At 37.4% G+C, this 15,399-nt stretch carries 14 protein-coding genes; 10 read left to right on the forward strand and 4 right to left on the reverse strand.

Going from position 1 to position 15,399, the window contains the following annotated elements; genetic code table 11:
• The first annotated feature begins 18 nt into the window (after window positions 1-18).
• The 3 genes from H0W62_07475 to H0W62_07485 all read left to right on the forward strand — a co-directional run bounded on the left by H0W62_07475 (window position 19) and on the right by H0W62_07485 (window position 2,932).
• Window positions 19-1,209: a hypothetical protein gene (locus H0W62_07475; GenBank protein ID MBA3648375.1), complete on the forward strand. Its 1,191-nt coding sequence runs from the start codon at window positions 19-21 to the stop codon at window positions 1,207-1,209.
• Window positions 1,210-1,219: 10 nt separating this feature from the next.
• Window positions 1,220-1,777, forward strand: coding sequence for a hypothetical protein (locus H0W62_07480; protein MBA3648376.1), 558 nt, complete (start codon window positions 1,220-1,222; stop codon window positions 1,775-1,777).
• Between the two features lie 72 nt (window positions 1,778-1,849).
• Window positions 1,850-2,932, forward strand: a complete 1,083-nt coding sequence (locus tag H0W62_07485; GenBank protein MBA3648377.1) for a PorT family protein — start codon at window positions 1,850-1,852, stop codon at window positions 2,930-2,932.
• A gap of 78 nt (window positions 2,933-3,010) precedes the next feature.
• Here the strand turns inward: H0W62_07485 and H0W62_07490 are convergent, their stop codons facing one another.
• The gene (locus H0W62_07490; protein MBA3648378.1) at window positions 3,011-4,285 is read right to left on the reverse strand and encodes a DUF5103 domain-containing protein; all 1,275 of its coding nucleotides are present in this window, start codon (window positions 4,283-4,285) and stop codon (window positions 3,011-3,013) included.
• A gap of 160 nt (window positions 4,286-4,445) precedes the next feature.
• On the opposite strand from H0W62_07490, the gene tsaE reads away from it, so the two are divergent.
• The 5 genes from tsaE to H0W62_07515 all read left to right on the forward strand — a co-directional run bounded on the left by tsaE (window position 4,446) and on the right by H0W62_07515 (window position 8,163).
• The gene (gene tsaE, locus H0W62_07495; protein MBA3648379.1) at window positions 4,446-4,862 is read left to right on the forward strand and encodes a tRNA (adenosine(37)-N6)-threonylcarbamoyltransferase complex ATPase subunit type 1 TsaE; all 417 of its coding nucleotides are present in this window, start codon (window positions 4,446-4,448) and stop codon (window positions 4,860-4,862) included.
• Window positions 4,859-6,088 carry an alanine dehydrogenase gene (locus H0W62_07500; GenBank protein MBA3648380.1) on the forward strand — a complete coding sequence of 410 codons (1,230 nt, stop codon included), beginning with the start codon at window positions 4,859-4,861 and terminating at the stop codon, window positions 6,086-6,088. The genes tsaE and H0W62_07500 overlap by 4 nt, the downstream gene beginning before the upstream one ends.
• Before the next feature lie 221 nt (window positions 6,089-6,309).
• Window positions 6,310-7,203, forward strand: coding sequence for a MerR family transcriptional regulator (locus tag H0W62_07505; GenBank protein ID MBA3648381.1), 894 nt, complete (start codon window positions 6,310-6,312; stop codon window positions 7,201-7,203).
• Window positions 7,204-7,408: 205 nt separating this feature from the next.
• A complete protein-coding gene (locus H0W62_07510) occupies window positions 7,409-7,909 on the forward strand; it encodes an RNA polymerase sigma factor (protein ID MBA3648382.1) in 501 nt (166 codons plus the stop codon).
• Window positions 7,910-7,983: 74 nt separating this feature from the next.
• The gene (locus H0W62_07515) at window positions 7,984-8,163 is read left to right on the forward strand and encodes a PrsW family intramembrane metalloprotease (protein ID MBA3648383.1); all 180 of its coding nucleotides are present in this window, start codon (window positions 7,984-7,986) and stop codon (window positions 8,161-8,163) included.
• Between the two features lie 187 nt (window positions 8,164-8,350).
• Here the strand turns inward: H0W62_07515 and H0W62_07520 are convergent, their stop codons facing one another.
• Entirely contained in the window at window positions 8,351-10,393 is a 2,043-nt protein-coding gene (locus H0W62_07520) for a thioredoxin domain-containing protein (GenBank protein ID MBA3648384.1), read from the reverse strand.
• 340 nt (window positions 10,394-10,733) lie between these two features.
• On the opposite strand from H0W62_07520, the gene H0W62_07525 reads away from it, so the two are divergent.
• Together H0W62_07525 and H0W62_07530 are read left to right on the forward strand one after the other, a co-directional pair.
• Window positions 10,734-13,031: an OmpA family protein gene (locus H0W62_07525; protein ID MBA3648385.1), complete on the forward strand. Its 2,298-nt coding sequence runs from the start codon at window positions 10,734-10,736 to the stop codon at window positions 13,029-13,031.
• A 122-nt stretch (window positions 13,032-13,153) separates the two neighbouring features.
• Window positions 13,154-13,918, forward strand: coding sequence for a leucine-rich repeat domain-containing protein (locus H0W62_07530; GenBank protein ID MBA3648386.1), 765 nt, complete (start codon window positions 13,154-13,156; stop codon window positions 13,916-13,918).
• Window positions 13,919-13,984: 66 nt separating this feature from the next.
• On the opposite strand, the gene H0W62_07535 is transcribed toward H0W62_07530, so the two are convergent.
• Together H0W62_07535 and H0W62_07540 are read right to left on the reverse strand one after the other, a co-directional pair.
• Complete coding sequence (locus H0W62_07535; GenBank protein MBA3648387.1) at window positions 13,985-14,416, reverse strand: YqaE/Pmp3 family membrane protein; 432 nt, start codon at window positions 14,414-14,416, stop codon at window positions 13,985-13,987.
• Between the two features lie 269 nt (window positions 14,417-14,685).
• Window positions 14,686-15,327 (reverse strand): sterol desaturase family protein, encoded by a 642-nt coding sequence (locus H0W62_07540; GenBank protein MBA3648388.1) that lies wholly within the window; start codon window positions 15,325-15,327, stop codon window positions 14,686-14,688.
• Window positions 15,328-15,399 lie beyond the last annotated feature (72 nt).

Below are 15,399 nucleotides of genomic sequence, written 5' to 3' on the forward strand. Positions count from 1 at the left end.
GATTGATGATTGTAAAAGATGAAAGTTAACCATAAAAATTACCAGGAATACCTGGTTCGGTTCATTGATGGTGAACTGTTAAATGAGGAAGAAAATGAGCTCAGGCTTTTTCTAAAAGAATACCCTGAACTGGAGTCAGATCTTAATGCTTTTGATGAAACTATTTTAAAGGCGGATGAATCTATTGTCTTTTTGAAAAAAGAAACACTGCAAAAGGGAATTACTACATTAAATTATCCCGAATATTTTGTCCGTTTTGTGGATGGGGGTTTGTCTTCATCGGAATATACAGATGTAATTACTTTCTTAAATCAATACCCGCAATTTCAGCCCGTGATGCATGCATACAAGGCCACGGTGTTAGTCTCAGATAGTAAAGTTTCTTTTCCGGATAAGGAATCGTTGAAGCATAGAGAAAGAAAGATAATCACTATTAACATCCGGTATATCCTTACAGCCGCTGTAGCCGCAGTTATATTCTTCTTATTTATGATGCAAGGCGTACGCTGGAAAGACAATATTTCATCTGTTCCATTAGCGGGAAATAAAGCCACTCACTCTCTTCAGGAAAGCAGTAGAGATATAGCTCATATGAATCAATCTAAAAATCAAAAAGAATCGGATTCTGCTGTAATAATGCAGAATTATAAGAATGATAAAATCGCTCAGGGTAATACAGATATCAACTTAAAAAAGGATGTAGATAATTCCCAGAATATTGTAAAAAGGAATCAAATTAAAAAATCAGTAAATATTGCTTCAGTGGTTCATAAAGACCCAAAGCATTATTCGACAGCGGGAAATCAGCAACCTGATTTTAATGAAAAACGTGATGAATATGCTGCTGTTTTTACTTCAGATTTACTGAAAATGCCCGTAGCGAAACCTCATACTATTCCCGTACAGAGCCGGATGAACAGAGCACCTTATTATGTTTTTGTCAATGAAAGTAAATCCGGCAATAATGAGCTGGGCAATTCCAACAAAAATACAAATGTGATGGGATGGTTATCCATTGCATCTCTTGTTGGTGAAGAGCTATTACGTATAACCGGGCGTGGTGAATTGATAAAAAACAGTGAAGCCAGGGATGAAACTATGCAAATCAAAACTAAAAACCCTGTTGCAGTAAGTGTCGATACAGAGAAATTTTCTTTCTACCATAAATTTTTCAAAAAGAGAAATAAACGATCAACATCAACTCATTAAAAACTTAACTATGAAAAAGGCCTTTATATACTTATTGTTCATGTTGCTACCGGGTTTGGTTTTTTGTCAGAAACCGGCAACTACGCTGTCGCAAAAACAGTTTGATCAATTGCAGAAAGACCTGCAAAGTATGCAGGAGCAGCTTCAAAATCAATTAAAGTCTCTGCAGGAATCCATATCATTTCTAAGCAGGCAATTAAAAGAAAGGGATTTCAATATTCCCGGGAGCAAATTTCACGCACGGATACTACCTGACGGCAGGAGTTATCTTTTCTCCCCGGACGACCAGGCTGATGAAGGCAACTTTTTTATACCAAAACGGGAGGATCTTGAAAAATGGAAAGATGCAATTAAGGATTTTGAGATACCTCAGTGGGATTTGAGACAATGGAAAGAAGAATCTCCTGATTTTTTCAGAGTGCCCCCGCCTAACCACCATTATGATTTTAACATACCTAAAATATTTCCGCCACCCCCTCCGCCTGCTCAGGAATTTAAAAGGCACCGGCGTGGCTCCGATGATTGGAAACATGGACTTCCATTTTATGACTGGTTCAATAAAAGCTGAAAAGTTTTAACCCATATTTAAGATTATTTATTCACCCTCTTTACATTATTTAACAATCAATAAATGTATCTCATGAAAAGTGTTTTATTAACAGCCTGGATGTTTTTGTTACTTCCTGCAGTGGGATTTTCTCAGCAGGTATGGACCCCGGAGCAACAGCAGCAATTCCAGCAGGAAATGGAGCAATGGAAAGTGCAGTTTCAACAGCAAATGCTTCAGCTCCAGGATCAGCTTGCAAAAATGAAGGAAGAATTAAAGGACCAAAATCGAGACAGTGGTAGCGACTTTGATATACAATTTGAAGTGCCCCCAATGCCACCTATGCCCCCGGGTTCTACTGGCGATCAGAATGAAGAAGACACCACTTCTTTTTTAATGCCGGATATGGATAATGAAAATAACGATTCAACAGAAGTAAAGGTGGGAAGATGGAATATTATTGTGCGCGATAATCATAACAAGGATGAACAGCACGTGAATATTTATAAAGATAAAACTGATTGTACTGATAATGAAGAATCTCATCATCTTAAAAATATTGAAACAAAATACCTGTTGCTTGATGTAGGATTAAATAATTACTCCGGGCGAAATGGTGTTTCAAATTTAACTGCAAATTATTCACCTCTCAAAGTAAATACTGGCAAATCCTGGGTAGTTGATGTTCATTTAATAAATCAGAAAATTAACCTGATCAGCTATCATCTCTGGTTGAGCTATGGAATTTTCTTCGAATTTAACAGCTACAAGTTTAATGACCTTACTAATGTGCTGGTGCCGAGAGTGGATTCTGTAGTATTTGTAAGCAGTGAGCAGCCATTGAAAAAGAATAAATTATCGCCAACCTATGTCGGTATTCCTGTAATGCTGCGGCTTGAAACTAATCCGGACGATATAAATAAATCATTCCACATCAGTGCAGGAGGTTTTGGTGAATATTTGCTGGGGGCCCATACAAAAACAAAAACGACCTCAGGTGATAAGAATAAGCAACACGATGATTTCAATTTAAATGATTTCCGTTATGGAATTACCGGCAGAATCGGTTATGGCTGGTTTAATTTATATACTAATGTGAGCTTATCTACTTTATTTGCAAAAGATGTTGCTCCGGAAGCATACCCATGGTCGGTGGGTCTTGCCTTCGAATTTTAAACAGGAATAGGCAATAATAAATCCGCACTCCTCCGCGGATTTATTATTAAAGTCCTGCCGGTAATCTTTAAATGGCTATTACTTATTAAAAGAATCAGTTGCTTTATAAGCAATCACCTGGTCATATCTTGCGCCAAACGGACGGTAGTAAACGAAAACCTGGTAAGTATTTTGGGTTTCATATGAATTGCCTTCTATTAAATCTGTTTCGGCATTTCCATTATTATCAGAATATATGTATTCATACTCGTAATAACCTTGCTTTAAATAGGCCTTAGCTTCGTAAGCAAATAGTTTTGGATTCCACTGCATTTGAAAATCAGGTAATAGCTGCCAATCCGTAAACTTTCCGAACAGGTAAATTTTACCTTCTTTTACGGGATAGTCAAATGGCAGTGTGAAGTACACCCATACATAATCTGCCTGTAAAGCTTCTTCAGGATAATCCTGTGTAGCAGGAAGAAATTTGCCATCTATATCCCGTCTGAAAAAATAAGGGGTCCCCGCCCTCACCTCATCAGAAAAAAGTAAAATATCCGTGACATCATTACTTGTCTTTATTTCTTTCACATGCTCCGTTCGATATCGAATAGTACGCGTATCAAAATTCCGGAATTCTTTTCCCGCTTCAAAAGCATTCTCCATTTCATAGTTATAATCCAGTTGATTGGAACGTTGAAAGAGCGGGGATAAATTGGAGATGGCATTATCCCATCTGAAATTTTGCATCAGAAGGACATGAATGTCATTTTGTGGATTTGAAATTGACATTCCACTATAGTTAAGCGAAAAATCTACTTCCTGGTGTGTCCGTGAATATTTAGCACTCAAAGGCTGATGTACATCTGTGATTACCTGCAAATTACTTTCAAATACTATAAATCGCCTTGTTAAAACCACTTTGCCCGGATCGTTATCTGCGTATACCTTAAGAACATAATTTCCCGATTTTGTTATCCTGATGTCTGCATTCGGGAATTGCAAATCATAGTGAGTAAAATGCTGATAGGTATTGAATGAAAAACTGAATGTAATAATTTCCTGCTGCTGGAATCCTTCCAAATAACCGAAAGGATTAAGGTCTGATGGTGTCCAGTCGTAGTTGCATAATATCAGGGTGTAGAAATAATTTTTTTTATCACCTTCCAAATCATCGAAAGCAAGATGTAGTTGTGAAGGCCCATTAAGAGGGATAACGGCATCTGAAAGAGGAAGAGGATTCACATATAGTTGTACTGTACGAACTGAAGCAGTAAATATTTGATCCCTAAAAACAGCAGGATCATTGGCTAATGCTGAATTAGCATTAAAGAGCAAAATCAAAACAATAGCCAGATTATTCCTGCTTTGCATGAAAAAAAATGAATAATTCATTACGTTTGCCGGTTAAAATTTTCTGTAACGGGAATATTATTGTTTAATAAAGGGTGAATTCTTGATAGAAATGATAAAAAAACTATATCAATTTCGTTCAGTCAGATAGATTTTCTTTATTTTCTCAAAGATTATAAATATGACTAAAAATTTCAGCTTATCATCCCTTGAACGATTGCCTGACCTAGCTTCTGAAATTTTTTTATTTTGTCCGAATAAAAAAATCTTTGCTTTATCAGGAGAAATGGGATCCGGTAAAACTACACTTATCGGCGCTCTTTGCAGGATGCTGGGAGTGAAGGATAGGGTTACCAGCCCCACTTTTCCAATTGTTAACGAATATTATGCTACGGGACGCATTTCCCACATTGATTTGTACAGATTAAATAGTATTTCTGAGGTATTAAATATTGGGATAGAAGAGTATCTTGCGGGGAATGAGTATTGCTTTATTGAATGGCCGCAGTTGATTAAAATATTGTTGCCCTCAGACACTGTTTTCATAAAAATTGAATGTGATAAAGAAAAAAGAAAGATCACTATAACGAGTTCATGAGCGGGGAACGAAAAGTAAAATTATCTGAAGAGTTAAAGACAAGCCTGGGGCTTACACCAAAGGAATCTGTGCTGGAGGTTGCCCGCAGCAGCGAGAAATTATTTATTGGCATACCTAAAGAAAAATTTTTCCAGGAAAACCGGGTAGCCTTGACACCGGGGGCCATTTCCATATTAATTGGTAACGGACACCGCGTATTAGTTGAAACAAAAGCGGGTGAAGGGGCACGTATTTCAGATTCGGATTACTCCGAAGCAGGTGCAGAAATTGGATATAATACTAAGGATGTATTTCGGGCCAGCCTTATTTTGAAAGTAGCCCCTCCTTCTGCACAGGAGATTCATTTTTTGCATGCGCACCAAATCATTATATCCCCTTTACATCTCCCAACACTTTCCAGGGAATATATTGAATCATTGCTTCGGAAAAAGGTGACTGCCCTTGCCTATGAATACATAAGAGATGAAGCAGATACATTTCCACTGGTCTCTTCAATGAGTGAAATTGCAGGCAGCACAGCTATACATATCGCAGCTGAATTATTAAGTGATATGCACCATGGCAAAGGAATTTTACTCGGTGGCATTGCAGGGGTTCCTCCTGCCCGTGTGGTAATACTTGGTGCAGGGACAGTAGGTGAAAACGCCGCCAGAACAGCTCTTGCATTGGGTGCCGAAGTGAAGATTTTTGATAACTCCATCTATAAATTAAGACGCCTCCAGCGAAATATAGGGGCGCGGGTCTTTACCTCAATAATAAGGCAGGATGTACTGGCCAAGGCGCTAAGCAAAACAGACGTAGCGGTGGGAGCGGTGCATAGTAAATCGGGTCGGACTTCCGTCCTGGTTACAGAAGAAATGGTATCAAAAATGAAACCCGGATCAGTAATTATTGATGTTAGCATAGACCAGGGAGGATGTTTTGAGACCTCTGAAATAACCACACATGATAATCCGATTTTTAAAAAATATGACATAATTCATTATTGTGTTCCAAATATTCCCTCACGGGTTCCACGGACTGCCTCTCAGGCAATCAGCAATGTCCTCACGCCCACATTACTGGAAGCCGGTAGATTGGGTGGATTTGAAAAGTTGATGCATGTCCATAACCATATCCGCAATGGAGTTTATATATTCAAGGGGACACTGACCAACCGTCACATAAGTGAAAAGTTTGATATGAAATATACAGACCTGAATCTTCTGTTTACTGCAGGAATGTAAATCCCGGATACTTTAATTAAACTCATGGCCGGCAGTATTCATTTCGGGACTACTCTTACATTCCTCCTTATGTTTTTGCTGTATGTGAACTCAAAATCCTTAATAATAAACAAAGTATCACTCTGATTGTTAATTTAGTAAGGAAAGCATTTCCCGTTATTATAGCTGTTACTGATTCCAGTTCTGGTTAGTAATTAAAATCTTTTAGCTGAAAGTATATTATGGCGAAATATCTGATCAAAGATTTAGAAGCCCTTTCAGGAATTAAGGCACATACCATTCGGATTTGGGAGCAGCGTTACGGAATTCTCAGGCCACTGAGAACAGAAACAAATATCCGTCAATACAATGATGATGAGCTCCGGCTTTTGCTAAATATTTCTTTTCTGAATCGCAATGGGTTTAAAATTTCCAGACTGACCCAAATGAGCGTTGCAGAAATGGAAGAAAAAGTTAAAAACATCTCTTATACTGACTTTGAATACCATAATCAAATGGATGCTCTGGTGCTGGCCATGGTGCAGATGAATGAGTTCAAATTCGAGAAAATAGTCAATCTTAATATTGTTGAATTAGGCTTTGAAATCACCTTTGAAAGGATTCTATTCCCTCTTATGCGCAAAATAGGAGTAATGTGGCAGATAAACACAGTCAATCCTTCGCATGAACATTTTATCTCAAACCTCATTCGTCAGAAACTTATTTCAGCGATTGATCGTACGGATCCTGTACACCAGGCGGTATCGAAAGCTCTTTTATTTCTACCTGAAGGAGAACTACATGAATTGAGCTTATTATATCTGCATTTTATATTAAAAAAAAGGTCTGTACATGTACTGTATTTAGGTCAGAATGTCCCTATAGAGGACTTAGTGAGAAGTTGTTCACTTTTTAAACCGAATTTCATGTTTGGTATTTTCACTTCTTCTCCTTATGAGGAAAAAATTCCCTCATACCTTTCGAAATTATCAAAAGCTTTTCCAAAATGTAAAATATATTTATCCGGCTTTCGCATGGTATACTATAAAAAAAACTTACCTGCCAATATTAAAATCTTTAAGGAAATTTCTGAGATAAAGGACTTCCACTATAAGGCCGAAGATAGCGCCCTATGAGCACATCAGGATGAAAATGTGTTGATAGTATATATACAATTTATTACACAAAACTTTTTAATCAGAATAATGCTGGTAAATAAGATTTCAGTAAGAGTACTGCTTAAATAAATGGATTAAATATTTTAATTTTGTTTACTATTCATTTGGAATCATTAAACAAAACATATTTCTTTGTACTCTATTTAAAACTTAAGCAAATCCAATGTCTACAATAGAATTTAACAAGCAAGTGGTTCTTTTTTCTAATTCACTAAATTCATTTGCTTATACACTTACAAAGAACATAGAAGATTCGAAAGATCTTATTCAGGAAACTATTTACCGTGCTTTGGTTAATAAAGATAAATTCATGGACAATACAAATCTTAAAGCGTGGATGTATACCATAATGAGAAATATTTTTATCAATAATTACAGACGCGCTTCTAAAAGAACAATTGTAAATGATGAGTCTGAAAGCCAGTTTGTTATAAATATGCATGCCGGAACAGCCTATAATTCCGGTGAATCAAAACTGATATTCAGAGAGATGGATGATGCTTTACATGCAATTAATGATGAATTGCGTATTCCTTTTATGATGCACCATGAAGGATATAAGTATCATGAAATTGCTGAATATCTCAATATCCCTTTAGGCACTGTAAAAAGCAGGATCTTTTTTGCAAGGCGTGAATTAAAGCAAAGAGTTCAGAAATACTAATTAAGTGCGAGTGTTACAATAATCATCTGCTGCTTTGATTGTTGAAGTAATATCTTTCGCCTATAACTATTTCTGTGAATTTTTTAATGTTATTGGCTCTTGCAGTTACTCCGCGAGTGCCCGCCCATGCAGTTGTTGCAGTAATTTTGGGTTATTATATTGGTTTGGCAAAGTTTGAACGTAATTCCATTTTACTTTTGTTTACGGGGCCGATATTTGCAATAATTATGCATGGTATTTATGATTCTGTTTAATGGTTCACAATATATCCATGATGGCATCCGGTGCTCTTGTATCTATCATTTTTGGAATTCAATTCTCATTCAAAGCTATTCGTATTCACCAGGAACATTCACTTTTCAGAATCAGGTAAGGCATAAAAACTTTACTATATTCTTTTTTATTTGAAAGGCAGAATAAAAATGGTATAAAATGAAAAGGTCACTTTATTTGCTTAAGAGCTTCATGTATTTCTGTTACAGGCAATTGACACGTTTTATTTTCACAGATATAAATAAAAGTTTTTCCTTCAATAAATTTATCCCTTAATAAGGGTAAGTCACTCGTTTTAATGCAACCGAAAAAAATGCTGTTCGGTATAAAATAATCTCCAAATTCTCTACGCTTTCGCACAGCATCCGGTCCTGTTATGGCTATTTCATAAGAAGCTGAGATATATTCTAACATCAGTAAAGCCCAGTTAGAATAACCACTTCCATATTTTATAATAAATGGTTTCATTGTATTCAGCATTTGCCCTGAATGCTCCATATAGTGTTCACGATCAAAAAACTTACCGAGTAAAAAAAGATTATGAGCCATTACGGAGTTGGAAGCGGGAATCACATTATCACTTGTTTCCGTTTTGCGGGCAATAAGGGCCGGGTCGAGATCGGAAGTAAAATAATACATGCCATTTGGCTGGCTGGTGTCTGAAAAGTGCATCATGGTATATTCAGCAAGGTTTCTGGAATATTGAAGCCATTTTTCATCAAAAGTCGCTTCATACAATGCTATAAAAGCTGCAATTGAAAATGAATAATCTTCCAGGAAACCATTAACTGACGACCGGTTATTTTTATAGCTGTGAAACAAACTGCCATCTTGTTTCAATTGCTTCGTTAAAATAAATTGTGCATTGGTCAGCGCTGCGTTTAAAAAATTTTCCTCTTTAAATACGACATATGCATCAGTATATGCCTGAATCATCATTGCATTCCATGATGTAAGTGACTTATCATCAAGGCCCGGCTTGATCCGCATTTCTCTTTGCTGTAAAAGTTTTTTCTTCCAGGCAACTATCTTACTTTCAAAATCATGGTTACTCAGGTTCCACCGTTTTGCAATACCCTCATCCGAATCTTTTCGTACTAAAATATAATTACCATGTTCCCAATACCCTATCTCATTAACGTTGTAGTAATCTGCAAAAGGACTGAAATCATCACCTAAAAGATTTTGCAGTTCCTCTTTTTTCCAAACGTAATATTTACCTTCCTCCCCTTCAGCATCTGCATCTAAAGCTGAATAGAAACAGCCTTCAGATGACGTCATTTCCCTCTGAATCCATTCCAGCGTTTCATATACAACCTGTTTGTAAAGCGGATCTTTTGTTAACTGATAGGCAGCGCAATAAAGGGAAACTAATTGTGCATTATCATAAAGCATTTTTTCAAAGTGTGGAACTTTCCAGTCTGTATCTGTTGAATAACGTGCGAACCCGCCTCCGATCTGGTCATAAATTCCGCCCAGAGCCATTTTATGCAATGTCAGGTTCACCTGCTTCATTACTTTTTTATCATTCTGCAGGTAGGCATATTTCAGTAAAAAAAGATAGTTATTTGGCAATGGAAATTTTGGTGCATGGTTGGGTCCGCCCTCATTAGTATCAAAAGAGTTACTCCACTCACTAACACACCTCTTAAGTGAATCTGCTGTAAAATCAGGTTTCGAAGTATCTAACTGTACCAGATCACTTTCCTTAATGCCGTTTATTAAAAGAGAGGCATAACCTGTGGTTTTTTCCGGATCATTTTTATATAGTGCTGAAAGTTTGGTTAGAATTTCTTTCCAGCTGGCAGTAGGGAAGTAAGTGCCTCCATAAATCGGCCTGCCATCGGGTAAAGCAAAACAATTTAACGGCCAGCCACCGCTGCCACTTATTAACTGCACTGCATTCATATACACCTGGTCAATATCTGGTCGCTCTTCACGATCCACTTTAATACAAATAAAATTTTCATTCATTAACCTTGCCGTGGCAGTATCCTCAAAAGATTCATGTTCCATTACATGGCACCAGTGACAGGAGGAATACCCGATACTTATTAGCAGCAGCTTGTTTTCATCCTTCGCCTTTTTCAAAGCTTCTTCTCCCCATGGATACCAGTCCACAGGATTATGCGAATGTTGCAGCAGGTAAGGACTTGTTTCATGTATTAGATGATTAGTGAAAGGATGTGAAGTGTCTTTCAATGTGGCCATATTATCTGATTGTATTTGACCATGAAAACAAGTTCCTGATGCTATAATTATAAAAAACAATAATAAAATCGGTGATTGCACGGTTGTAAAGAAAACTGTTTAAAAATAAACATATAGCTGATAACAAAGGTGTGATCAGGCTTTGATGTAAGAGCTGTAGATAATTTAAAATGCTCTTGCTGTTCATTTATCAGCATCAATCACTGCTGAATAACATAAGTTGGTCTCTTTTTTAATCGGGCTGCACTTCGGTGTCAACAAAATAATTGGTGTGCATCGAAAAATCTTTCTTTTTTTACTGCCGGATTCTGTCTTGCTTTGTAAACTTTAAAAATCAACCATGAATAAAACGCTACTACTTCTGATTATCTTATCATGTATATTCACTTTTACCTCTTACGGACAGGAATGGCTTGGAATAAGCAATAGCAACTATGCGGGCGTTAGTGGTATAGCATTAAACCCCGGCACAATGCTCACTTCTAAATTAAGCTGGGATGTTAATGTGGCTTCAGGAGATGCTTCCTTCGAAAATTCATTTTTGTACATACCAAAAGGGGACCTTAGCTTCTTTGGTATAAAAAATATCGTTAACCGGATTGGTGATAAAAATTATCTTACAAAGTATAATGCTTCTGATCCCAATTCCCTTCAGTTTATGGCTGCATCCGGAACGCTTATGGGACCATCGGCAATGGTGAGATTCAAAGAAAGATATGCAGTCGCCTTTACCATGCAGGGACGAACTTTTGCAAGTGCAAGAAATGTTTCTTCCAACCTTGCTCAAAATGCTTACGACTTATTAAAAAATAATGAACTGTTCAATCAGAATCTTGAAATTCGAGATTTAAATGTAGATGCACTTGGATGGATCGAATACGGACTTTCCTTCGGTACCTATTTATATAAAGGGAACAATCAATTGTTGAGTGGTGCAGTATCCCTTAAACTTTTGGAGGGAGCTGCAGGTGGATATGTTAACTCAGCAACTATTCCATACAGGATTGTGGATCAGAATAATTTAATTATAGGAGGAAGTGAACCTGCTCATATTGATTATGGGATGGTTGATTTTCCTGTTTACCAGTCGATTGACAATTATAATGATCTTATCCAGGGAAGAGGTTATGGGTGGAATCTTGGCTTTACTTATGAGTTCCTCCGTGATTCTTCACAGTGGACTTATGAAATGGATGGGAATAGACATTGGGATCACGATAAAAACCGCTATTGGTTGCGTTTGGGAGCTTCCCTGATCGATATGGGTCAAATTAAATTTAAAGAAAATGCCGGTAGCTACCATTTGGTTACTGACAGCGCAAATTATCGTAATTGGTTCTTTGAAAAATTCCATAGCCAGCAGGACCTTAATCATAAGCTGAGCTATTTGGCTTTTGGCGATTCTACTCAATCATTTTCGGATTTTGGATTTGAAATGCAGATGCCTTCTGCAGTTAGTGTGCAGGCAGATGTAAATGTTTATAAAGATTTTTATGTGAATGCAACCGTTGTTCAGGGTTTTAGTTATGGAAAAAAGGCTGGTGTAAGACGACCGAGCGTTTATTCAATAACTCCACGTTATGAATCTAAATGGTTTGAAGCCAGCATCCCTGTTTCCATTATTGATTATGGAAAAGCAAAGGCGAGGGTTGGAATTGCTTTAAGGGGCGGTCCTGTATTTATTGGTTCTGACAACATATTAGGGCTTGCCACTGCTCAAGACCTTACCTCCTTTGATCTATACGCCGGTATAAAGATTAATATACCAGAAAGAAAACCTCGTGATCGCGATCATGATAATGTTTCAGATAAACTGGATAGATGTCCGGATAAGGCTGGGTTGTGGAAGTTTAAAGGTTGTCCGGATAGTGATAATGATGGCATTGTAGATTCAGCAGATGCTTGTCCTGATGAACCAGGGCCTGTAGAAACTCAGGGTTGTCCTGACAGAGACAAGGATCTCGTTATTGATTCTAAGGATGAATGTCCCGATACACCAGGCTTAGCCGAATTTAATGGTTGTCCTGACACAGATGGAGATAGTATTCCTGATAAGGTGGATGCATGTCCGACCCAGAAAGGCTTGCCTCAATTTGGTGGTTGTCCCGATACAGATGGAGACGGAATTCCGGATAAAAGTGATGCCTGCCCAACCGAAATAGGCCCTGTAAGCACCAATGGATGTCCCGACCGCGATAGCGATCTAGTGGCCGATAAGGATGATCAATGCCCCGATGAGCCTGGTATTCCGGCAAACCACGGGTGTCCGCCTATAAAAGAAGAAGTTTTGCAGAAAATTAAGTTGAGTGCACAGGCTATTCAATTCGAAACGGGTAAGGCCATCATCACAAAAAAATCTTATGCTGTGCTCGATATAATTGCTGAGATTATGAATCAATATGCATATACAAAATGGAATATTAATGGCCATACAGATAATGTAGGTAAGCCGGATTACAATCTGGATCTTTCTCAAAGAAGAGCCGAAGCAGTTCGGGATTACTTCATCAGTAAAGGCATAGGTGCTGAACGGCTTGCTGCAAAAGGATTTGGGTTGACGGAACCTATTACTACAAATAAAACTGCTGCAGGAAGGGCAAAAAACAGAAGAGTTGAAATTATACTCATTGAAGATTAGATATGGAATAAACTGCGTTGCTGAAAACAGCGCAGTTTTTTTAAGGTAGAATAATAGCAAGAATTCATTCTGCAAACGTTACATCAGATAGCCTGTGTTGGATGTATGTCACAATCAAGAATTTGAAGCTTACTTCTTTATCTGCCTTTTTCGTATGCAACGTAATAATAATGCTGTTGCAGTCGTGCTCTACCTATCATACTTACACCTCTCTTGATAAGGCACTTAATGAACCGTTGCAGGTAGAGCGGTTAAAAATTGAATATAAGACATTACATACATTGCCTTCTGAAATAGGAAAGCTCACGAATCTAAAGATCCTGGTATTGGCTCATGACCAGCTGGATTCTTTACCTCCGGAAATAGGCAATCTCCATAAATTAGAAAGGCTTGGCTTAACTGCTAATAAATTGAAAAAGCTTCCTCCGGAAATTGGGTATTTGAAAAATTTAAAAACCCTTTCGGTACAGTTTAACAATCTCGATTCATTGCCATCATCTATTGGGTCACTCATTAACTTATCCGATCTGCGTGTTTCTTACAACAGCCTTAAATATTTACCCGCATCGATAGGTAATCTATCTAACCTTGAATTCCTATACCTTGATAATAATCTGTTATTGTCATTACCTAAAGAAATTGGTAAGCTATACCACCTGAAGTTCTTATATATTGGAAAAAATGCTTTGGACGATCTGCCACCTCAATTTGGAAACCTTACTGGCTTAGTGGAATTGGATGTTTCAAGAAGCGGAACGCTGCTTCGATTGCCGCAATCATTATGCAGCGTAAGAACACTTGAAACGCTTTATGTTGATCAAACTACTTTTGTGCCTTCCTGTTTGTATTCCAGAAACCATTTGCATTTTAAGATTATTATGCAATAATAGGATATAGTCAAAAAAATAAAACCCTGCAAATTGCAGGGTTTTATTTTTTTTAATCACTAAGTTTTATCCTAAGATGAGAATGAGCGCGTAAATTAACCCGGGAATAAAAAAAAGTAAAGTTAAAATCAGGTCAATCCAGAAATGAGAAGTTATTCCCTGCTCATAAAGTGCCACACCAAGAGGAGGAATAAAAATCGAAATAATGGCATACAGAACTTTATTGTTCGCATTTGTGGTTGTTGCGGCAGCTTTAAGTTTATCTTTTAAGATCTGTAATGCGCCATGGTGGGCTGTAACATCATGATTATTGGCTCTGTTCAGATGTTGTGCTTCGGGTGCTGCGGGTTGTGCAACTGGTAAGTCATTATTAAAACCGATTTTTAAATCTGTCTTTGCAGCATCGTTAAATATTTGCGTTTGCTGGGGAATGCTTAAAGGAGTTACAACTTCCTCTGTTGAAGCAGTCAATATTAATGGATCAATGGGAGCAGGCATTAATGCTGCATTGTTTTCGTCCCGTGTGTTGTTTTTAGCAACCGTGGTTTGTGCCTTTTTCAGAGGAGTAACATCAGGATGATAGTTACCCACAAATTTCAGGTCGTAATCCCGTGCGCAAGAGGATAATAATACAGCTGTGCTAAAAGCAATAAAGACAAGTAAGTAATTTTTGTTTTTCATTGGTTTCTGTTTTTTTGGTTAGAAAATTCAATACCTGGATTATAATTTTTTTACAAAGGCAATGCCGCAATTTAGCAGAAAAATTATCAAATCGTTTCTTCGGGATTTATAAATTTTCCCTGGTCATTGGGAACTGTTCTGAAAATATGGTCCCAAAACGAGGAAGAAACTCCAAACCCTTTACCGGGTACTTTATAATGATGCAGGTGGTGATATTTCCATAATGGCTTCATAAATTTAAATGGTGGAGCCATGGCATGTATGGCATAATGCATGGAGCCATAAATAAGATAACCAGTAATGAAACCTGGGAAAAATGGAAAAGCGTTATTCTGAAAAACAAAATAATATACCGAAAATAGCAAGGAAGCAATGATTAAAGAAGGGGCAGGGGGCATAAACAAACGCTCTTTGTCTCTCGGAAACTCATGATGAACGCCATGAGCGGTGTAAAGAAATTTTTGCATTTTTGGATTTTCTGAATGATGATGAAATGCAAAACGATGCATCAAATATTCAAATAACGTCCAAAAAAACATTCCACTAAAATAGAACCCCATGGCCTGGTACCATTGAATGTGGAGAACTGCAATACTGTATATTATCATTGCAATAATCAATGGAATATAGATACTAAAGATCACCTGAGGACTGGTTTTTGTCAGTACTTCAAGATGTCTTGAGTGAAAAATGGTTGCTTGTCCTTTATTCTTAATTTTAAATTCCATAGAAGCAATACGCAAAGATACTATGAAAATTGTATGTTAGGGATGCTTCTTGTACACCGCGTATAAAAAGGA

The organism is Chitinophagales bacterium (assembly GCA_013816805.1).
Lineage (GTDB): Bacteria > Bacteroidota > Bacteroidia > Chitinophagales > UBA10324 > MGR-bin340.